Raw genomic sequence first — 20,410 nt, forward strand, 5'->3', positions numbered from 1 at the left:
GGAGCAAGTGACCAGTCGACCGGCAGCCGGGACCACGCCCGAGCGGGCGGCGGACGCGGACGGCACGACGTCGGCGGCGCCCCTGGAGCGTCGCCTGGTGGTGACCGAGGCGGCAGGGCTGCACGCCCGGCCGGCAGCGGCCTTCGCCCAGGCGGCAGGCCGCAGTACGGCAGCCGTGACGGTACGCCGGGCCGGTACCGACGGCAGTTCCCCGGCCGACACCCGCGAGGTCCCGGCCCGCAGCGTCCTGTCCCTGATGTCGCTCAACATCCGCTCCGGCGAGGAGATCGTGCTCAGCGCGCAGGGCGAAGGGGCGGCCGAGGCGCTCGCCGCGCTGGCCGCCATCGCCGCACCCGAATCCTCCTGACGCCGCCCCGCCCACCGAAGGACCTCCCCGCCATGTCTCTCACCCCCGCCGTCCAGAGCGTCGTCGACCACCTGCAGCAGGCGCGCGCCGTGCCGACCGTACGGGCCGCCGACGCCGACACCGCCTATGCACAGGCCCGCGAGCTGCTCGACGCCGGTTTCACCACCTTCGAATTCACGGCCACCACCCCTGGCTGGGAGGGCCTGGTCAAGAGCTGGCACCAGGAATTCCCGCGGGCGGTGTTCGGACTCGGCACGGTGACGTCACCCCGGATCGCCGAGCAGGCGCTGGCCGCCGGCGCCCAGTTCCTGGTCAGCCCGTTCCAGGTGCCCGAAGTACGGCCCGTCGCGGATGCCGCCGGCCGGCTGCTGGTCGAGGGCGGACTGACCCCCTCCGAGCTGCGTACCGCAGCCGAACGCGGCGTGGCCAAGCTCTTCCCGGCGCACATCGGGGGTGTCGCCTACCTCAAGTCGCTGCTCGCCGTACTGCCCGGCGCGCGGATCATGGCGACCGGCGGAATCACCGTGGACAACACGGCCGAGTGGCTTGCCGCCGGCGCCTTCACCGTCAGTATCGGGAACGACATAAGGGGTAACGCCGCCCGGCTGCGCGCGCTGCTCGACGGCTGAGCGACGCCGAGGAGAGCGGGAGGTTTCGCTCAGGGGGACCGTCTGAACGATCAAAAACAGGAGCGGGTTAGCATATGAGCGCCGCCTAGCTCGAAAGATAAACCTGTGACTGTCAAAGACGACTCGTTCACCAACTGGAAGAACCGCGAGGAGATCGCGGAGTCGATGATCCCGATCATCGGGAAGATGCACAGGGAGCGGGACGTCACCGTCCTGCTCCACAGCCGCTCCCTGGTGAACAAGTCGGTGGTGAGCATCCTCAAGACCCACCGGTTCGCCCGTCAGATCGCCGGCGAGGAACTGTCGGTCACCGAGACGATGCCGTTCCTGCAGGCGCTCGCCGCGCTCGACCTCGGCCCGTCGCAGATCGACATCGGCCTGCTCGCCGAGTCGCACCGGGCCGACGACCGCGGTCTCTCGGTGGAGGAGTTCACCGCCGAGGCCGTCTCCGGCGCCACGGGTGAGAACAAGATCGAGCGCCGCCAGGCGCGTGACGTCGTCCTCTACGGCTTCGGCCGCATCGGCCGCCTCGTGGCCCGCCTCCTCATCGAGAAGGCCGGCTCCGGCAACGGTCTGCGCCTGCGCGCCATCGTCGTCCGCGGTGGTGGCGACCAGGATCTCGTCAAGCGTGCCTCGCTGCTGCGCCGCGACTCCATCCACGGCCAGTTCAACGGCACGATCACGGTGGACGAGGCGAACAGCACGATCGTCGCCAACGGCAACGAGATCAAGGTCATCTACGCCAACGACCCGTCCGAGGTCGACTACACGGCGTACGGCATCAACGACGCCATCCTGATCGACAACACCGGCAAGTGGCGCGACCGCGAGGGGCTTTCGAAGCACCTCCGCCCCGGCATCGAGAAGGTCGTCCTGACCGCTCCGGGCAAGGGCGACGTCCCGAACATCGTGCACGGCGTCAACCACGACATGATCAAGCCGGACGAGCAGATCCTGTCCTGCGCGTCCTGCACCACCAACGCGATCGTCCCGCCGCTGAAGGCGATGGACGACGAGTACGGGGTGCTGCGCGGTCACGTGGAGACCGTCCACTCGTTCACCAACGACCAGAACCTGCTGGACAACTACCACAAGGCCGACCGTCGCGGCCGCTCCGCGCCGCTCAACATGGTCATCACCGAGACCGGCGCCGCCTCCGCCGTCGCCAAGGCGCTGCCCGACCTGAAGGCGCCGATCACCGGCAGCTCGATCCGCGTCCCGGTCCCGGACGTCTCGATCGCGATCCTCAGCCTGCGCCTGGGCCGCGAGACCACCCGCGAGGAAGTCCTCGACTACCTCCGCGACGTCTCGCTGAACTCGCCGCTCAAGCGCCAGATCGACTTCACCACCGCTCCCGACGCGGTCTCCATGGACTTCGTCGGCTCGCGCCACGCCTCCATCGTGGACGCCGGTGCCACGAAGGTCGACGGCGACAACGCGATCCTCTACCTCTGGTACGACAACGAGTTCGGCTACTCGTGCCAGGTCATCCGCGTCGTCCAGCACGTCTCCGGGGTCGAGTACCCGACGTACCCGGTCCCGACGGCGTAAGCCCTGACAGCCCGAGGGGGCCCGGCCGTTCCGACGGCCGGGCCCCCTCGGGCCGTTGTCGCACGTGCGTGATCTCTACCGGTCGCCCGCGAGCGTGCGCATCCACGCCTCGACCTCGTCCGCCGACCGCGGCAGGCCCGCCGACAGGTTCTCCGTGCCGTCGGCCGTCACCAGGATGTCGTCCTCGATCCGCACGCCGATGCCGCGGTACTCCTGCGGCACGGTCAGGTCGTCCGGCTGGAAGTACAGGCCGGGTTCGACCGTCAGCACCATGCCGGGCTCCAGCGGGCCGCCCACATACGACTCCGTGCGCGCGACGGCGCAGTCGTGGACGTCGAGGCCGAGCATGTGGCCCGTGCCCGCCATGGTGAAGCGCCGCTGGAGACCGAGCGCGAAGACCCGCTCCGGGTCACCCTCCAGCAGGCCCCACTCGACGAGCTTGCCCGCCATGTAGCGCTGGGCCGCGTCGTGGAAGTCGCGGTAGGCCGCACCCGGCTTCACGGCCGCGATGCCCGCCTCCTGAGCCTCGTACACCGCGTCGTAGATCTTGCGCTGGAGTGGCGTGAACGTGCCGCTGATCGGGAGCGTGCGCGTCACGTCCGCGGTGTACAGCGTGTGGGTCTCCACGCCCGCGTCGAGAAGCAGGAGTTCACCGGGGCGCACCGGGCCGTCGTTCTGCTCCCAGTGCATGATCGTGGCGTGCTCGCCGGCCGCGCAGATCGAGCCGTAGCCGACGGCGTTGCCCTCCAGGCGGGCGCGGCGGAAGAAGGTGCCCTCGATCCAGCGCTCCGAGGTCGCGATCGCCGTCGCCAGCTCCCGTACGACGTCGGTGAATCCGTGCACCGTGGAGTCGACGGCCTTGCGCAGCTCGCCGATCTCCCACGCGTCCTTGACCAGCCGCAGCTCGGACAGCGCCTCCTCCAGCCCGGCGTCGCGCTCGGCATCCGTCGTCACGGCGGCCTCGAGTGCCGGGTCATGGCCGCGGACGATGCGGGTCGGCGCCTCGGGCGCGGCCGAAAGCTCGGCGGCGGCGTCGCGGATGTCGCGGCAGGGCAGGCCGAGGACCAGTTCGGACTCGGCGAGGCCGCGGCGGCGGCCCATCCACAGCTCGGACGTCATGCCGGTCCAGAACTCGTCGGTGTCCCGGCTGTCGCGGGGGAGCAGATAGAGGTGCGTGTCGTGCCCGCCTTCGGCCCGCGGCTCGAACACGAGGGCACTGTCCCGTGCCTGATCTCCCGTCAGATGCACATACGCCGAGTACGGACGGAAGGGGTAGTGGCTGTCGTTCGAGCGGATCTTGAGCTTGCCGGAGGGGATCACCAGCCGCTCGCCCGGGAACCGCGCGGACAGGGCGGCACGGCGACGGGCGGCGTGCGGCGCCTGCTCGTCCGGCCGCAGGTCGCGCTGCTCGGTGTCGGCCCAGCCCGTCCTCATCAGGGCGGAGAGCTCGTCGGAGAGGCCCGCGTAGAGGCCGTTCTTGCGTCCCTTGGCCCGGGGTTGGTCGGGCTGCTTCGTGGGCTGTGACGTCGCCTGAGTCGTGGGCTGTGGCCTGGGCTCGGAGGAGGACACGGTGCACCCTTCTGCTGTGTTCCGGTGTGTTCCAGCTGTTTTCGGTGGGGTCCGCAGTGGTTTCGGCTGAGCTGCCCGTCAGCCTAGTAGCCCTTGGCGCGCTTGGGAACATGTGACATAGTACAGCCGTGACTACGCGGCTGACCTGCGATGCTGTAGTGGTCGGCGCCGGAATGGTGGGCGCCGCCTGTGCCCTCTACGCGGCGCGGGCAGGGCATTCCGTCGTCGTGGTGGACCGCGGCCCCGTGGCCGGGGGAACCACCGGCGCCGGCGAGGGGAACCTGCAGGACCCTGGACCGGCCGTCGCCGGGCTCGCGGGATGCGAACTGCTCCCCACCAGAAGGCCGTTCGCCCGTCCCGTCCCGCTGGGGGTGCTCGCCCGGGCGGGGGAGGACCTGCCCGACGAGTGACCCGGGCACCCCTCCCAACGGCCGTGTCCATCAGATCGTTCACATCAGACCGCAGCCGTCAGACCGTAGCCATAAGTGCAATGTCACATGCCATAGACACAGAGGAGACCCAGACCATGACCACGTCCGAGCGAAGCCCCTGGCACGGCGTTCTCGTAGCCACGCCGCTCCCGCTGAACGACGACCTCTCCGTCAACTACACCAAATTCGGGGAGCATTGCGCCTGGCTCGTGGAGAACGGCTGCGACGGCGTCGTTCCGAACGGCTCGCTCGGCGAGTATCAGGTGCTCACACCGGAGGAGCGCGCGAAGGTCGTCGAGACCGCCGTCGCCGCGGTGGGCGGGCGGCGTGTGATGCCCGGAGTCGCCGCCTACGGCTCCGGCGAGGCCCGCCGCTGGGCCGAGCAGGCCAAGGACGCCGGCTGCGCCTCCGTGATGCTGCTCCCGCCCAACGCGTACCGCGCAGACGAGCGTTCCGTCCTCGCCCACTACGAAGCGGTCGCCGCGGTGGGCCTCCCCGTCGTCGCGTACAACAACCCCATCGACACCAAGGTCGACCTCGTGCCGGAGCTCCTCGCGCAGCTGCACCGCGAGGGGTTCGTCCGCGGGGTCAAGGAGTTCTCCGGCGATGTGCGGCGGGCCTACCGCATCGCCGAACTCGCCCCGGAGCTCGACCTGTTGGTCGGCGCCGACGACGTCCTGCTCGAACTGGCCCTGGCCGGTGCCAAGGGCTGGATCGCCGGCTACCCGAACATGGTGCCCGCCGCGTCCGTCGAGCTGTACCGCGCCGCCGTGTCCGGCGACCTCGCCACCGCGACCGCCCTCTACCGGCAGCTCCACCCGCTCCTGCGCTGGGACTCCCGGCCCGAGTTCGTCCAGGCCATCAAGCTGTCCATGGACATCATCGGCCGCCACGGAGGCCCCTGCCGCCCGCCGCGCATGCCCCTTCTGCCGGACCAGGAGAAGGCGGTGCGCGCCGCCACCGAACAGGCGGTCGCCGCCGGCCTCGTCTGACCCAGGACGCCACCCACCCCCACCGCATCCACGCCAAGGGAGCAGCTTCCGACATGCGCAGCAAACTCGTCCTGCACGCGGTCGACTCGCACACCGAGGGCATGCCGACACGGGTGATCACCGGCGGCATCGGCACCGTCCCCGGCGCCACGATGAACGAGCGCCGGCTGTACTTCCGTGAGCACCGCGACGACATCAAGCAGCTCCTGATGAACGAGCCGCGCGGGCACGCCGCGATGAGCGGCGCGATCCTCCAGCCGCCGACCAGGCCCGACTGCGACTACGGCGTCATCTACATCGAGGTCTCCGGATACCTCCCGATGTGCGGGCACGGCACGATCGGCGTCGCCACCGTCCTGGTGGAGACGGGCATGGTCGAGGTCGTCGAACCGGTCACCACCATCCGCCTCGACACCCCCGCCGGGCTCGTCGTCGCCGAGGTCGCCGTGGAGAACGGCGCGGCGAAGTCCGTCACGCTGCGGAACGTGCCGTCCTTCTCCGTGGCCCTCGACCGCGAGATCACGCTCGCCGACGGACGCACGGTCACGTACGACCTGGCCTACGGCGGCAACTTCTACGCGATTCTGCCCCTCGACCGGTTCGGTCTGCCCTTCGAGCGCGAACGCAAGGACGACATTCTCGCGGCCGGCCTCGCGCTGATGGACGCGATCAACGCCAAGGACGAGCCCGTACACCCCGAGGACCCGTCCATCCGCGGCTGCCATCACGTCCATCTGTACGCGCCGGAGTCGACCGCCCGGTACTCCCGGCACGCGATGGCGATCCACCCCGGCTGGTTCGACCGCTCGCCCTGCGGCACGGGAACGAGCGCGCGCATGGCCCAGCTGCACGCGCGCGGTGAACTGCCGCTGCACACGGAGTTCGTGAACGAGTCGTTCATCGGCACCCGGTTCACCGGCCGGCTGCTCGGCACCACCGACGTGGCCGGGACCCCGGCCGTGCTGCCCAGCTTCACCGGCCGCGCGTGGGTGACCGGCACGGCCCAGTACCTGCTCGATCCGGACGACCCCTTTCCGGCGGGCTTCGTCCTGTGACGCCAGGCCTGTAGCGGCACCAGGCCTTGAACACCGGCCCCGCAGCACTCCACCTGCCACGGGATACTTGTGGAACGTGACATGTCACCCAGGAGGACCACCCCATGGCCGACCGGCGCAGCGCCCCGTCCGCCGCTCCCGCCCTGCCCAGCCTCGGCGGGACGCGCAGCAGCTACCGCGAGCGGGTCGCCGACGCGCTGCGCGCCGCGCTGATCGCGGGTGAACTGCGGGCGGGCGAGGTGTACTCGGCGCCGACCCTCGCAGTCCGCTTCGGGGTGTCCGCGACGCCGGTGCGCGAGGCCATGCTCGACCTCGCGAAGGAGGGGCTCGTCGACGCGGTGCCGAACAAGGGCTTCCGGGTCACGGCCGTCTCCGAGAAGCAGCTCGACGAGTACAAGCACATCCGCTCGCTGATCGAGATCCCGACCACGGCGGAACTCGCCTCCACCGCCGACCTCGCGGCGGTGGAGGCGCTGCGCCCGGTCGCGCGGGAGATCGTCGACGCGGCGGTGGCCGGCGACCTCATCGCGTACGTCGAGGCGGACATCCGTTTCCACCTGGGGCTGCTCGCCCTCTCCGGCAACGAGCACCTGGTCGAGGTGGTCGGCGACCTGCGCAAGCGTTCCCGGCTCTACGGGCTGAACGCGCTGGTCGAGGCGGGCCGTCTCGAGGCGTCGGCCGAGGAGCACCCGGAGATCCTGGACGCACTCGTGGCCCGTGACGAGGACGCGGTGCGCGCCGTCATGACCCGCCACCTCGGGCACGTACGCGGACTCTGGGCGAGGTGAGCCGCCGGCGTTCCCGTGTCGGCGCGGCGGGCGGCGGCCCGTGGCGTCGTAGCGTGGCCGCACTGCGGACGGCGGCGGGCGCCGGCGCGCACGACCCGGAACCGTGGTGATGCGGCATGTGCTGGAGCGCGACGGCCGACCTCGTGGCGGGCACCGCGATCTGCGCCGTGGGAACCGTCTGCGTGGCCCGGACCGCCCGCGCGCGACGGCCCCGCGACCTGCCGCTCGCCGCGCTGCCGCTGCTGCTCGGCGCCCATCAGATCGTCGAGTCCGTGCTGTGGCGGTCCGGTGGCGGGACGGGTCCCGCCACCGTCGCCTGGGCCGTGATCGCGCTCCCGGTCCTTGCGCTGTGTGTGCCCGCCGGGGTGGTGTGCGCGGCGCCCCGGCGGGCCCGCGGGCGGCTGCTGATCCCGCTCGCGGCCGGAGCCGTGACCGCGGCGGGGCTCGCGCACGGGCTGGCGACCCGCACGGTCACGGCCGAGATCCGCGGTCACACCGTCGGGTACGCCCTCGGTCTCCCGCACGCCGGGCTCCTGGTCGCCGGGTACCTCCTGGCCACGGCCGGCTCGCTGCTCCTGTCCGCCGACCGCGGCCTCGTGCTGCTCGGTGTGCTGGTCGCGGCCGGCGCGGCGGTGTGTGTCGCGCTGTGGAGGTGGGAGTTCGTCTCCACGTGGTGCGCGTTCGCTGCCGTCTGTTCCGTCACCCTCCTGTGGTGGACGGGCCGGAGCACCGATCAGCCGGTCAGAAGGCGTCCTCCGGAAGGTCGACAGCCGTCCGGTCCAGAGACTCGAGCAGGCTGAACTGCGCCTGGGTCTTGGGCAGTTCGTGCCGGAAGAAGAAGCGGCACGCGCCGCGCTTGCCCTCGTGGACCGCCTCCGTGCCGGGCGCCGCCGCGAGCAGCTGCTCCAGCCACATCCAGGCGACGACGACGTGCCCGACGGCTTCGAGGTAGACGCTCGCGTTGGCCAGGGCGGTCTCCGGGTCGCCGGTCGACCACAGGCGCTGGGTCACGGTGACCGCACGGCCTGCGGCGGCGTCGAGCAGGGCGCCGTACTCGGCCGCCTCCCCGCCGGCCTCGGCCGCGCGGGCGGTCGTCGCCGTGACGCGCTCCACGAGCAGGCGCAGACCGGCTCCGCCGTCCATGACGACCTTGCGGCCGAGCAGGTCGAGACCGTGGATGCCGTGCGTGCCCTCGTGGATGGGGTTGAGCCGGTTGTCGCGGTAGAACTGCTCGACGTTGTACTCGCGCGTGTAGCCGTAGCCCCCGTGCACCTGGATCGCGAGGCTGTTGGCCTCCAGGCACCACTGCGAAGGCCAGCTCTTGGCGATCGGGGTGAGCACGTCGAGCAGCAGCCGGGCCTCGGCGCGCGCCTCGGGCGTGGCCCCGGTGTGCTGCTCGTCGAGGAGCCGGCCGCAGTACAGAGTGAGCGCCAACGCGCCCTCCACGTAAGCCTTCTGGGCCAGGAGCATCCTGCGCACGTCGGCGTGCGCGACGATCGGGACCTGCGGGGCGGCCGGGTCCTTGCCCGCGAGAGGGCGGCCCTGCGGGCGCGTGCGGGCGTAGTCGAGGGCATGCAGATAGCCGGTGTAGCCGAGGGCGGTGGCGCCGAGGCCGACACCGATCCGGGCCTCGTTCATCATGTGGAACATGTAGGCGAGCCCGCGGTTCTCCTCGCCGACGAGGTACCCGACCGCGCCCGGCGCGCCGCCCGGCCGGTGGGCGCCCTCACCGAAGTTGAGCAGGGTGTTCGTCGTGCCCCGGTAGCCCATCTTGTGGTTGAGGCCCGCAAGGACCACGTCGTTGCGCTCACCCAGTGAACCGTCCTCGCCCACAAGGACCTTGGGGACGATGAACAGCGACAGGCCCTTCACGCCGGCCGGCCCGTCCGGGGTCCTGGCGAGCACGAGGTGCACGATGTTCTCCGACAGCTCGTGCTCGCCGCCGGAGATCCACATCTTGTTCCCGAAGAGGCGGTACGTCCCGTCCTCCTGCCGCTCGGCCCGCGTGCGCACATCGGCGAGCGACGATCCGGCCTGCGGCTCCGAGAGGCACATCGTGCCCAGGAACCGCCCCTCCACCATGGGGCGTACGAAGGTGTCGATCTGCTCCTTCGAGCCGTGTGCCAGGACGAGGTTGGCGTTGCCGATCGTGAGGAACGGGTACGCGGACGTGCCGACGTTCGCGGCCTGGAACCAGGCGAAGCACGCGTCGGCGACCACCGAGGGCAGCTGCCCGCCGCCCACCTCGTAGTCCATGGCGCCCGCGATGAGCCCCGACTCGCCGAACACCCGGAGTGCCTCCTTCACCTCGGGGATGATGTGCACCCGCTCCCCGTCGAAGGTGGGCTCCTGCGCGTCGTTCTTCTTGTTGTGCGGGGCGAAGTGCCGCGTCGCGATCTGCTCGCTGAGCTCCAGCGCCGCGTCGAAGGTCTCGCGGGAGTGGTCCGCGTACCGCTCCCGGGAGGTGAGCGCGCAGACGTCGAGCCACTCGTACAGCAGGAACTCGAGATCGCGGCGGGACAGCAGCAGGGATGCCATGCGTTTACTCCAGGCGCACTGATGGTGACGGACGGTACCGAACCACGGGGCCGGCCGGCTCCGCCCCCTCAGCGTACTAAGCAGTTGCTTATTTCGGCCAGTGCCCACCGGCAAGTGACGGGGGTAACGGCGACGCGCGCCCCTGGGTAGGGTTCCGCCTGAAGGGGGAATGCCGTGACAGGGGAACCTGCGAGCCGGACCGTTCTGGACGACGGGCAGATCAGGCACCTCGAACTGATCCAGGCCGTCGTCGCACGCCTGGGCAACAACTCGTTCCTGATCAAGGGCTGGGCGCTGACCCTGATGGGTGCGCTGCTCGCCTTCGCCGCCGGGAACGGGAGCCGGACGGTGGCGGCCACCGGCTTCGTCCCCATCGTGGCGTTCTGGCTGCTCGACGGGTACTTCCTTTACAAGGAGCGGCTGTTCAGGCGGCTCTACGACAAGGTGCGGCGGCCGGGCGGCGGCATAGAGCCGTTCAGCCTCGACGCGAGCGCCGGCGCGGAGCGGGCCGGCACGCTACGGGCCGCGGGTTCCCTGACGGTCGCGCTCTTCTACGGCGGCCTCGCCCTGGCCCAACTCATCGCCCTGGTCGTCCTGTTGTAGGGCCTTGGACAACCGGTTCGCCGCGTCGTCCAGGACGGCCGGCGGCTCGTCGGCGGGGGCCGGCCAGATGGGGCCCATCCGGTCGTCCGCGAACCGCGGGACCACATGGACGTGCAGGTGCGGCACGGTCTGGGTCGCGGCCGCCCCGGACGACTGGATGACGTTGAGCCCGTCCGGCCGGAACACCGCACGCACGGCGTGCGCGACCCGAAGCACCGTCCTGCTCAAGGCCGTTGCCGTGTCCTCGTCCAGCTCCCAGATGTCCTCCAGATGGCGCCGCGGCACGACGAGGACATGACCGGGATGGACCGGGCGCAGCGGCAGGAAGGCGATGACTTCAGGCTCCGCGCTGACCAGGCGGGCCGGTCCCGTACCCGCGGCGATGCGGCAGAACGGGCAGTCGCGCGCCGGTCTTCGGTTCAAGGTCACGTGTGCTGAGGCCATGCCGCGACAATATGGTCCACCAGGTCCTGCACCGCGGTCACGGTCTCGTCGGGGGCGTCCCCGCCGCCGGGGTCGACCAGTGTGAGGGCCTGGGCCATGGCGCGGAACAGGTCAGGGGTGGACTGGCCGTAGGCGAAGTTCACCAGCAGGTGCACCCGTCTTCTGAGCGGGTCGACGAACTGCGTGACCGCGGGATGGTGCTCCTGGTCGACGTCCCGGAGCACGGCCTCGACCCAGGAGGTGTACCGCGTGGACTCGCGCAGCGGGCCGGTGGCCAGGGCCTCGATGAGCCGGGTCTTGTCGGAGGCCGCCGGGGGAGCGGGGGCGGCCGGGGAAGCGGGTTCGGTGGGGCGTGACGGAGTCACGGGCTGGTCGGGAGAGACGCGGGGGTCCGGCACGGGGGAAGACACGGGGGGCGGGGCCTCACGCTCGGAGGGCGCCGGTTCCGGTTCCGGTTCGGGCTCAGGCGCCGGCTGCCGATCCGGATCGGGATGCGACTGGGCACCGCCCGTACCGGGACCTGAGCCTGAGCCCGTGGTGGAGCCCGGCAGCGACGTGTCCGCCGTGCCCCACTCACTGAACGCGAGCGGAATGTCCCGTACGGCGTCCGCGTCGAGCACCGGAAGATCACGGTCCGCCGCTTTGATCATGGTGTCGGCGAGCCTGCGGATGAAGGCCGCGCCCTTCTCCCTGTCCTCCCGCAGCAGGTCGATCAGATTGTCCGGGGCCTTGCTCCCGCCGAACAGTGCGGGCGAGTTGTACTGCATGGACGCCAGATCCTGGGGCAGCGCGCCGCGGGGCTTGACCCAGAACAGCGGCAGGATGGCGACCGGCTCGTCACCCGGCGAACGCCCGGCCCGGCGGGCGCGCTCCATCATCACGGCCCACTCCCGTCGGCACCACTCGCTCTCGAAGTAGTCGGCGGTGATCAGCGCGACCAGCAGCCGCGTCGAGCGGATCGCCTCGACCATCGGTTCCCGCCAGGTGAGGCCGAGTTGGAGACTGTGGCGGTCCAGGAAACCCGTACTCGTCAAGTTGCGGCCGCGCTTGATGCGCAGCTCGTGTTCGAGCTGCTCGTGGAACTCGGCCACGTGGTCCTGGTCGTCCTCCCGGTTCGCGTAGCTGGTGAAGAAGAACGGGGCATCTGCGGGGCGTGGGGGCAGCACTGCGCGTATCGGCTCCTTGTTCGCGTTCCAGTTCGCCGCCGCCGGGCCGATCAGCGCCCGGACGAGCTGCGCCTCGGGCCGGCCGGCCTTGTCCTCGAAGGCTTCGGCGAGGGCCAGCAGGACGTCGGGCGCGTCGCGGCTGAGGGCGATCGAGACCAGCCCGACGACGCGCGTGCGGATGGTCTCCGTCGGTGACGGCAGGCTGGACGACACCGCCGTCCGCCGGTCGATGGCCTTGATCCAGGCACGGTAGCTGGGCAGGTCCCGGCAGACCGGCGAGGACAGCAGAGTGTCGATGAGGGTCTCCCGGTCCTGGGCGCTCATCCGCACATGGCCCGGCGGCTGTGAGGGTGCGGGCCGCGCGGGCGCGGGCGCGAGCCGTACGGCGTCGGCGAGCGCGACGCACGTGGCGGGCGGGGTGCCCCTGCGGATCTGCTCGGCCACCGCGATGATCTGCTGCGGATGCCCCGCGAACGTCCGGGCGAGATCCTCGGCCACGGGCTGCCGGATCTCGGCCAGCTGGCGGAAGAGGCCGGCCGCTTCGGACGGGGCGAGGTCGCCGACGGGCAGCCGGGCGGCCTCGTCCCAGGCGGTACCCCGCGGCCGGGAGGTGACCAGGATCCGGGCGTCGCCGGGCGGGAAGAGATCCTGGATACGGTCGGGATCGGCCACGTTGTCGTACAGGAGCAGCCACTTGTCGTCGGGGCGCTCGGGGATCTCCACGACGCGCAGGACCTCGCGGTACCGGGCGTGCAGCTCGTCGGTGCCGCGCTGGATCAGCCGCCGCAGCCGGGAGGGATCGCTCTCGTGGGAGCAGTTGAACCACCAGGCCACGCGGTAGCGCATGCGGTAGCGGTGGCAGTACGTGATGGCCGTCTCCGACTTGCCGTACCCGTGCTGCCGGTCGGCCGGGTCGTGGAGGAGGACCGCGCGGTGCTCCTCGAACAGGCCGTGGATGGCGGGGATCTCTTCGTCACGGCCGACGAACGAGGTCGCCTGGACCGGCAGGTTCGATACCGGCGGCGGATCGGTGGCGGAACGTCTCGGCCCGGTCAACGGGCTCCTCCCGCGGGGTCACGGGGCGCACCCACCGTGTCCATGACCCCTTCGCGGAGCCGTTCGGCCTGGTCGGGTCCGGAACCCTCCAGGGCGAGGACCTGGACACCGCGGACGAGAAGGGGCCGGGGCGCCGCGTCGATCTGTACGGCGACGAGCCAGGACGGGTCGGAAGCGGGCGGAGTGAAGGCGGCCTCCCAGTCGGTGGGGGAGGTGTTCCCGGCGTCGAAGTAGCTGCGGGAGAAGACGACCACGACCCGGTCGGCGCCGTCGCGGGCGCGCTCCACGGTCTGCGACAGGGTCTCGAGCCCGACCCGCCAGCGCCGCTGCCGCACGGTGTGGCCCTCCTCGCGGAGCACGTCGTCCATCCAGTCGGCCCAGGCCTGGTCGGCGCCGACATAGCTGATCGCGACCGACCGGGGCTCACCGGCGGCGCTCCCGGGCCGGGGACGGGGCTGCTCGGGGACCCTGAAGTGGGGCCGGCCCGGGCCGGTCGCGCCCTGCGCGGAGCCGAACGCGGGGAGCATGTCGCGCGCTTCGCCGGCCCCGAGCGGTTCGAGCCCGGCGCGCCCGGCCTCCAGGATGCTCTTGGCCAGCTGCTCGACGAACACGTAGTACCGCTCGTCGGCGCCCGGGTCCGACGACGACACCAGGGCCTCCAGGCCCCGTTCCCTGAGCCAGTCGAAGGCGCCGGGCCCGGGGAACGACTCGGAGCGGCGCACCTCCTGCGGGATCCGGCGCTCGGCCACGGGTTTCCAGCAGACCGGTAAGAGACAGGCGGGGGCCTGGACGCCCTCGGTGTTCGCGCGGCGGCGCATCCGGGACTGGATGACGGCCCATTCGAGTCCGCAGCCGCGGTCCAGGAAATATCGGGGGGAGTAGAGCGCGACCATCACGCCGGCCTCGGTGACGGCGCTGCTCGGCACCGTGCCGGGGTTCATCGCCGCGCCGAGCGCGCCGCTGATGCCGTACCCCTCCTGCGCCCGCAGCCGGTACTCCAGATCGGCGTGGAAGCGGGTGAGCGCGGGCCAGCCGTCGCCACGGGTGCAGCTCGTGTAGAAGAAAGCTGATGGATCCACACGCCCTCGCAAACTGGGCTCCGGGGTCGGCCTGTTCAACACCCTTGAGAATAAGCCGGGTTGACTGCGGTGGAAACCTACCCTCCCGTGGCCGGCTTGCCGCCCGGCGCCGACACGTCGACCAGTTCCGACTCGCCCTTCGGTGTGAGCCGCAGGATCGGGACCGCCTTGTCGCGCGGGTCCCCATTGTCCTTGAACGACAGGAAGCCGCTCGCCCCGGGCACCTTGCGGTCCCCGTCGAGCTGGAGGAACATCCGGCCGACCGAGCGCCCCGTCACCTCTCCCTGCCAGTTGGACGCCATCCGGACGGCCTGCGCCACGGTGAGCACGGCGTCGTGGCCCATGATGTCCTGGCCGTCGTAACGGGCGTCGCCGGGGAACCACTTGTCGAGGGTGCCGCCCGGCTGGAAGCTGCCGGCCGACGGGCCCGACACCGCGCCCGGGTCGTTGCGCCACATGTCCGCGTGGGCCAGGCCCGTGTAGAGCATGGTCACGCCGGTGCGCGCGGCGGCGCCGAGTTCCTTGGGCGTCAGGTTCGTCGTGTCGTCACCGGTGAGCACCGTGAAGTCCCGCGACTGGCAGGTCCGGTTGGCGAGCGCGTTCAGGAAGTGCGACAGATGACGTCCGCGCCCCGCGAAATAGACCACCTCGGGCCGCTCGCCGCACAACTGCTCCGCGGTGTAGTGGAGTTCGTTGGGCCAGGCCGACGACACCGAGGAGTCGTAGGTGATCCGGTCCGCGACGAGGCGGTGGTCCTTGTCCGGATACTCCGTGCTGAACGCGTCACCGAGGGTCGACGCGTAGAGGTTGTCCTTGTCGGCGTCCTGGATGACGACGGCGGTGCGGTACTTGTTCTTCTGCCGTTTGAGGTAAGCGGCGCCCGCCCGCGCCTCGTCCGCGTTGGTCGGCGCGACCCGCACAAAACCCTGTATGCCCTTGATGTCGGTCGCCGTCATGATGCTGGAGACCGTCGCGATGCCGTTCGCCGACAGTGTGCGCAGCGCCTCGACGTTCGGGCCGGTGCTCGGGCCGAGGCCCGCCACGGCGACGAGCCGGTCGGGAGCGCTCTTGCGGGCGATCAGCAGGTCGACCGTGTGCTCCCAATGACGCGCGTTGCTGCCGGTGTTGGCGACGAGCAGCCGGATCTTCGGGGACGCGGCGAGGTCGCCCGTGTTGTGCCGGATCTGCGCGAGATAGGCGCCTTCGAGCTCGTGCCGTACGGAGTCCTCCGAGTTGCTGTCGTCGTCGGTGACGGTGAAGGAGGTGAGGTAGGCGACGGTGACGTACGGGTCCGTGCCGCGGTGGTCGTAGACCCGCTTGTTCTCCTCCTCGATCTTCTTCTCGACCCGCTCGAGATGTCCGGCGAACGCGTACGAGCCGTCGGTGACTCCGACGCACTCCCGGTCCGGGTCCAGATGCGTCACGCCGTCGGCGCAGCGGGCGCGGGCGTCCGCGACCTTGTCGACGATCACGAATCCGGCGACGGAGAGCACCACGGCGAGCGCCAGGCCGGCCGCGACCAGCTTCACCGTCCGCCACGACCACTCGCGCCACCGCGGCAGGGTCAGCGGGCTCATGTCCCGCTCCCGAGCATCGGCGACGTACGGGTGGGTGTCGTGAGCCGGTAGCGCTCCGCCTCGTTGACCAGAGCCACGTTGTAGTTCCTCCACAGTCGGGACAGGTGCACGAAGCCGTCGGCGAGGACCGGGCTGAGCTGCCTGCCGGGATCCGTGAGCGGATCGCTCCACAGCCAGCGCGCCACCACCAGGTCCCGGATCACGGCGGGGACGGTCACCTGGTCGCCGGGGTCGGACGGCGCGAGCCGCGCCCGCAGCTCCAGCGGGCCGCCGGGGTGGGCAAGCCGGTTGGGGGCCGCGGTGATGGTGTGGAAGGCGCTGAGCCACTCCTCGGTCTGTGCCGTGTTGCGCAGGGTCACGAGGTACTCGGCGACCTCGTCGACCCTTTCCAGCGCGAGAAGGTGGTAGAGCTCCTGAACGCGCTGTTCCCCGCTCGCGTAATGCTCTGCGAGGACCTCGTGCGCGGTGTCCCAGGCGCCGGCCCGCCCGGCCAGGTGCCACAGCAGCATCCGCCGGAGCCAGGGATGGAGGGACAGGGTGCCGGGAGCGCTCAGCAGCCAGCGGCTGCGGATGTCGGTGAACAGCTCCGCGCCGCGGCCGAGCAGTTGCGCGCCCACGAACAGGTCGTCGGCGGCGGCGCATTGGGCGAGGCGGTCCCGGTCCGCGGCGTCGAAGTCGGCGAGCAGGTCGTCGAGCGCGGCGTCCACGAGGAGCGGCTTGCGTCCCCCGGCCGACACGGTGCGGTGCGGCAGGTCGCGCAGCCAGAGGTTCTGCTGCGGGCCGGGCACCTGGGGCACGTTCGGCCCGCCGAGCACTTCGAAGACCTGCTGGACGGCCTTGGGAAGACCCCCGGTGAGCCGGTGGACGAACGGCGCGAGCGTGGTGAACGGCGTGAGCTCGGGGTGCGTGTTGAGCTGCTGCTCCACGTGGATGCGCACCTCGTCGCGGTCGAGGTCGCGCATGCGCAGCGGATACCACCAGGTGTCCTGGGCGTCCCCGGAGGGGCGGTGCTCGTGCCAGTCGGCGAGCGAGGCCCGGTCGGGCTCGCGCGGCCGCCAGGGCCACTCCTCGCCGGTCGCCGGGCCCCAGCGGGGCAGCCACCGGTTGCAGCCCGCGACGACGGACAGCGGGTCGCACGGCCGGCGGCCGAGGACGGTGTCGTCGTGCCGCGCCTGGAGCAGCAGATCGAGGAACTCACGGCCGTGGTCGGTGTGCGTCTCGTCGAGCAGCAGAAGGTACGAGCGCGGCCGGAAGAGCCCCTTGACGCAGGTGCGCAGGTCCTCCAGGAAGGCGGAGCACAGGAGTTGGTCGAGCCGGAGCTTGTCGCGCTCGTCGCCCTGGTGGCGCCAGCGGTTGAGTTCGAGCAAGGACTCCCACGGGTCGGAGCTGTGGGTGAGGCGGTGCTGTCCGAACCAGGCTGCGGTCGAGTGATCCCAGCGCCCGGCCCAGGACCGCGCGGAGGTGTCGGTCGCCGCGGCCAGCAGCGTACGTGCGCTGCGGCTCGCCCCTTCGGGTGCGTCTATCGAGGCCTGAGCGACCGTCAGATAGGCGGCCAGATAGTCGCCGTGCTGCTGTTTGGCCTTCTTCTCCAGGTCCGCGAGGGCGCCCCTGATGCCGCGCTGCCCGCCGGTGAGGGCCTGGTGCGGGAGGTCCTGGTCGGAGGCGAGCAGCCCGAGGGCGAGGCGCGGGAACGCCGTGTGCCGGTAGTTCGGCAGATTCCGGGCCAGCTGCCGGGCGAGCAGGCCGAGCGCGTAGCGCGGCAGCAGCTCCTGGCCCGAGGTGAACTTGACGTATCCGAAGGGGTATTGGGTCCCGAACTGCTCCATCAGAACGCACAGCAGCTCGCTGGTGCCGCTGCCGCGTGGCCCGAGCAGCATGGTCAGCGGACGCTCCGCGTCGCGGTCGAGCGCGAGCGTCGACTCCACGAGCGAGACGATGCCACCGCGCCCTCGCACGCCGGTGACTGCCGAGTGCTCCGTCACGGCCCCTGCTCCCTCGTATCTCGGTGATCTGCAGGGCATCAGTGCAGCGAGAATGCCACAGGAGGCACTCCGTGACGTCAAGTATTCAGGTTTCCCGCGGAGTTGGCTGATCTTTACACGTAACAGGCCGACGCCGGTGTCCCGACGACCCGCGCCCACGGGCCGGGGCGCGGGTCGTCATCGTGCGTCTACACCTCCGCGATGGACCGTCCCGCCCAGTCCGGGGCCGGTTCGGTCAGCTCGGTGAAGCGCTCGCGGACCTCGTCGGGGAACGGCGCCGCGCGCCCCGCCTTCTGGTCGACGTGCACGGCGAGCAGCTCCGTCGTGGCGACCGGCCGCGCGTCCTCGGCCGGCGCGGTGCCCGGGGCCGTGACGACGTACAACTCGTGGGTGAAGCGGGCCTTCTTGGCTGCCGCGCCCAGGACCCGGGTTCGGACGGCGAGGGCCGCCCCCTCCGGGACGTCGCGCAGATAGCGCAGGTGCGACTCGACCGTGTACAGGGAACAGCCGGTGGACTCGCGGTACCCGGAGTGCAGGCCCGTCTCGATCATCAGCGCGTCGGTGGCGTGCCCGAAGACGAGAACGTAGAACGCCTCGCTCATATGGCCGTTGTAGTCGATCCACTCGGCGCGCACGGTGCAGTGATGCAGCGGCAGCGAGGTCACTGTCCGGCCTCCTTCCGGGCGCGGGGCAGGCGGCCCGTCGCGCGCAGTACGTCGATGACGCCCTGGTCGCGCTCGGCCACGAGGTCGGCGATGGTCCGCCCGGCCGCCGCGTCGTCGCAGCCCGCGACCACTGAGTCGTACAGCGCCTTGTCGAGCTCAGGGGCTTCGAGCCGGGTCCACGGCGACTTCAGCGAGGGGCCGAAGTGGTCCAGCATGTGCGCCATGCCGCCCTCGCCGCCCGCGAGCGCGAACGTCAGCATCGGGCCCATGAACGCCCAGCGCAGGCCAGGGCCTTCGGTGATGGAGTCGTCGATCTCCTTCACCGTGGCCTCGCCGTTGGCGACCATGTGCAGGGCCTCGCGCCACAGGGCTTCCTGGAGGCGGTTGGCGATGAAGCCGGGCACCTCGCGGTCCATCGTGATGACGGACTTGCCCGCCACCTCGTAGAAGCGGGAGGCCCACGCCACCGCCTCGGCCGAGGTCCGCTCGCCGCCGACCACCTCGACCAGCGGAATCAGATACGGCGGGTTGAACGGGTGCCCCACGACGAGGCGGCCCGCACCCTCCGCGTCCGTCTGCATGTCCGTCATCGGATAGCCCGACGTGGACGAGGCGACGACGACCCCGGGCGGCGTCGCGGCGTCCAGACGGGCCAGCAGATCGCGCTTGAGGTCCAGCTTCTCCGGGGCGCTCTCCTGGACGAACTCGGCGTCCGCCACGGCCTCTTCGAGGGTGGCGGTCACCGTGAGTCGGTCCGTGGACGCCCCGTCCGCGAGGCCCAGCTGGGTGAGCGCGGGCCACGCGGCGTCGACGAGGCGGCGCAGCCGCACCTCCGCGTCGGGCGCCGGGTCCCAGGCCGTGACGTCGTAGCCACGGGCCAGGAAGTGGGCGACCCAGCCGCCGCCGATCACACCGGCGCCCACACAGGCGACACGGCGTACGTTCTCGGGTTCGGTCGACATCATGATCAGGCGGTTCCTTCCTGGGCGGCGGACGGGGTGCGGGGCTTGAGGCCGAGTTTCTGGCGGGCCTCGTCCGGGGTGGCGACGCGGGCGCCCATCGCCTCGACGATCGTCACGGCGCGCTCGACGAGCTGCGCGTTGGTGGCCTTGACGCCCTTGCCGAGATAGAGGTTGTCCTCCAGGCCGACGCGGACGTGCCCGCCGAGCACGACGGACTGCGCGACCCATGGCATCTGCATCCGGCCGAGCGCGAAGCTCGCCCACTGGGCGCCCTCCGGCAGCATGTTGACCATCGACTGGAGAACGCCCGGGTCGGCCGGAGCGCCCCACGGGATGCCCATGCAGAGCTGGAAGACGGTCGGGTCGTCGAGCAGGCCCTCGGCGAGCAGCTGCTTGGCGAACCAGAGGTGCCCCGTGTCGAAGATCTCCAGCTCGGGCCGCACGCCCAGCTCCTGGATGCGCCGGGCACCCGCGCGGAGCATGTCCGGCGTGGAGACGTAGAGGTTGCTGCCGTCGCCGAAGTTGAGGGAGCCGCAGTCCAGGGTGCAGATGTCGGGGAGCAGGTCCTCGACGTGCGGGAGCCGTTCGAGGCCGCCGACGAGGTCGGTCCCGGGCAGCTGCTTGAGCGGCTCGTCCGGGTCGATGACCAGGTCACCGCCCATTCCGGCGGTGAGGTTGATGACGACGTCGGTGCCGGTCTCCCTGATCCGCTCGACGACCTCGCGGTACAGCCGCGGGTCGCGCGAGGGCGCTCCGGTCTCGGGGTCGCGTACGTGGATGTGGACCTCGGCGGCGCCCGCGTCGGCTGCCTCCACCGCGGAGCGGGCTATCTGCTCGGGGGTCACCGGCACGTGGGGGCTCTTGCGGACGGTGTCGCCGGCGCCGGTGAGGGCGGCCGTGATGATGACGTCCTGGTTCATGGGCATGCGGACATCGCTCCTTGGACCCGAAGGCCG

Annotated in this window: 18 protein-coding genes and 1 pseudogene; 9 read left to right on the forward strand and 10 right to left on the reverse strand. The window is 71.3% G+C overall.

Annotated elements, in window-relative coordinates; translation table 11 throughout:
* Positions 1 to 7 precede the first annotated feature (7 nt).
* From ACWIGU_RS29210 to ACWIGU_RS29220, 3 genes are all read left to right on the forward strand, one after another.
* Positions 8 to 367: an HPr family phosphocarrier protein gene (locus tag ACWIGU_RS29210; RefSeq protein WP_454404686.1), complete on the forward strand. Its 360-nt coding sequence runs from the start codon at positions 8 to 10 to the stop codon at positions 365 to 367.
* A gap of 32 nt (positions 368 to 399) precedes the next feature.
* The gene (locus ACWIGU_RS29215) at positions 400 to 996 is read left to right on the forward strand and encodes a bifunctional 4-hydroxy-2-oxoglutarate aldolase/2-dehydro-3-deoxy-phosphogluconate aldolase (RefSeq protein ID WP_454404687.1); all 597 of its coding nucleotides are present in this window, start codon (positions 400 to 402) and stop codon (positions 994 to 996) included.
* Positions 997 to 1,101: 105 nt separating this feature from the next.
* Positions 1,102 to 2,547 carry a glyceraldehyde-3-phosphate dehydrogenase gene (locus ACWIGU_RS29220; protein ID WP_356281234.1) on the forward strand — a complete coding sequence of 482 codons (1,446 nt, stop codon included), beginning with the start codon at positions 1,102 to 1,104 and terminating at the stop codon, positions 2,545 to 2,547.
* Between the two features lie 75 nt (positions 2,548 to 2,622).
* On the opposite strand, the gene ACWIGU_RS29225 is transcribed toward ACWIGU_RS29220, so the two are convergent.
* Positions 2,623 to 3,981: an aminopeptidase P family protein gene (locus ACWIGU_RS29225; protein WP_454404861.1), complete on the reverse strand. Its 1,359-nt coding sequence runs from the start codon at positions 3,979 to 3,981 to the stop codon at positions 2,623 to 2,625.
* 263 nt (positions 3,982 to 4,244) lie between these two features.
* Between ACWIGU_RS29225 and ACWIGU_RS29230 the strand changes: the two are divergent.
* From ACWIGU_RS29230 to ACWIGU_RS29250, 5 genes and pseudogenes are all read left to right on the forward strand, one after another.
* Positions 4,245 to 4,415: pseudogene (locus ACWIGU_RS29230) on the forward strand (FAD-dependent oxidoreductase); the annotation flags it as partial.
* Between the two features lie 227 nt (positions 4,416 to 4,642).
* Positions 4,643 to 5,539 (forward strand): dihydrodipicolinate synthase family protein, encoded by an 897-nt coding sequence (locus tag ACWIGU_RS29235; protein ID WP_454404688.1) that lies wholly within the window; start codon positions 4,643 to 4,645, stop codon positions 5,537 to 5,539.
* A 53-nt stretch (positions 5,540 to 5,592) separates the two neighbouring features.
* On the forward strand, positions 5,593 to 6,594 hold the full coding sequence (locus tag ACWIGU_RS29240) for a proline racemase family protein (protein WP_454404689.1): 1,002 nt from the start codon (positions 5,593 to 5,595) through the stop codon (positions 6,592 to 6,594).
* Positions 6,595 to 6,698: 104 nt separating this feature from the next.
* Complete coding sequence (locus tag ACWIGU_RS29245) at positions 6,699 to 7,382, forward strand: GntR family transcriptional regulator (RefSeq protein WP_454404690.1); 684 nt, start codon at positions 6,699 to 6,701, stop codon at positions 7,380 to 7,382.
* Positions 7,383 to 7,498: 116 nt separating this feature from the next.
* Complete coding sequence (locus ACWIGU_RS29250; RefSeq protein ID WP_454404691.1) at positions 7,499 to 8,182, forward strand: DUF6629 family protein; 684 nt, start codon at positions 7,499 to 7,501, stop codon at positions 8,180 to 8,182.
* Here the strand turns inward: ACWIGU_RS29250 and ACWIGU_RS29255 are convergent.
* Positions 8,124 to 9,920: an acyl-CoA dehydrogenase gene (locus ACWIGU_RS29255; protein ID WP_454404692.1), complete on the reverse strand. Its 1,797-nt coding sequence runs from the start codon at positions 9,918 to 9,920 to the stop codon at positions 8,124 to 8,126. The two genes, ACWIGU_RS29250 and ACWIGU_RS29255, sit on opposite strands and share 59 nt — an antisense overlap.
* A gap of 174 nt (positions 9,921 to 10,094) precedes the next feature.
* On the opposite strand from ACWIGU_RS29255, the gene ACWIGU_RS29260 reads away from it, so the two are divergent.
* Positions 10,095 to 10,523 (forward strand): hypothetical protein, encoded by a 429-nt coding sequence (locus tag ACWIGU_RS29260; RefSeq protein ID WP_454404693.1) that lies wholly within the window; start codon positions 10,095 to 10,097, stop codon positions 10,521 to 10,523.
* Here the strand turns inward: ACWIGU_RS29260 and ACWIGU_RS29265 are convergent.
* From ACWIGU_RS29265 to ACWIGU_RS29300, 8 genes are all read right to left on the reverse strand, one after another.
* Positions 10,437 to 10,967 carry an HIT family protein gene (locus tag ACWIGU_RS29265; protein ID WP_454404694.1) on the reverse strand — a complete coding sequence of 177 codons (531 nt, stop codon included), beginning with the start codon at positions 10,965 to 10,967 and terminating at the stop codon, positions 10,437 to 10,439. The genes ACWIGU_RS29260 and ACWIGU_RS29265 overlap by 87 nt on opposite strands.
* Positions 10,949 to 13,189 carry a TIR domain-containing protein gene (locus ACWIGU_RS29270; RefSeq protein ID WP_454404695.1) on the reverse strand — a complete coding sequence of 747 codons (2,241 nt, stop codon included), beginning with the start codon at positions 13,187 to 13,189 and terminating at the stop codon, positions 10,949 to 10,951. Before ACWIGU_RS29270 ends, ACWIGU_RS29265 begins: the two co-directional genes overlap by 19 nt.
* Positions 13,186 to 14,268, reverse strand: a complete 1,083-nt coding sequence (locus ACWIGU_RS29275) for a TIR domain-containing protein (RefSeq protein WP_454404696.1) — start codon at positions 14,266 to 14,268, stop codon at positions 13,186 to 13,188. Before ACWIGU_RS29275 ends, ACWIGU_RS29270 begins: the two co-directional genes overlap by 4 nt.
* 77 nt (positions 14,269 to 14,345) lie before the next feature.
* Positions 14,346 to 15,845 (reverse strand): branched-chain amino acid ABC transporter substrate-binding protein, encoded by a 1,500-nt coding sequence (locus ACWIGU_RS29280; RefSeq protein ID WP_454404697.1) that lies wholly within the window; start codon positions 15,843 to 15,845, stop codon positions 14,346 to 14,348.
* Complete coding sequence (locus ACWIGU_RS29285) at positions 15,842 to 17,827, reverse strand: hypothetical protein (protein WP_454404698.1); 1,986 nt, start codon at positions 17,825 to 17,827, stop codon at positions 15,842 to 15,844. The genes ACWIGU_RS29280 and ACWIGU_RS29285 overlap by 4 nt, the downstream gene beginning before the upstream one ends.
* Before the next feature lie 188 nt (positions 17,828 to 18,015).
* Complete coding sequence (locus ACWIGU_RS29290) at positions 18,016 to 18,492, reverse strand: thioesterase family protein (protein WP_454404699.1); 477 nt, start codon at positions 18,490 to 18,492, stop codon at positions 18,016 to 18,018.
* Positions 18,489 to 19,457, reverse strand: a complete 969-nt coding sequence (locus ACWIGU_RS29295) for a 3-hydroxyacyl-CoA dehydrogenase NAD-binding domain-containing protein (protein WP_454404700.1) — start codon at positions 19,455 to 19,457, stop codon at positions 18,489 to 18,491. Before ACWIGU_RS29295 ends, ACWIGU_RS29290 begins: the two co-directional genes overlap by 4 nt.
* A gap of 2 nt (positions 19,458 to 19,459) precedes the next feature.
* Entirely contained in the window at positions 19,460 to 20,380 is a 921-nt protein-coding gene (locus ACWIGU_RS29300; protein ID WP_454404701.1) for a 3-keto-5-aminohexanoate cleavage protein, read from the reverse strand.
* Positions 20,381 to 20,410: the final 30 nt, after the last annotated feature.

Source organism: Streptomyces sp. NPDC055400 (assembly GCF_053644375.1).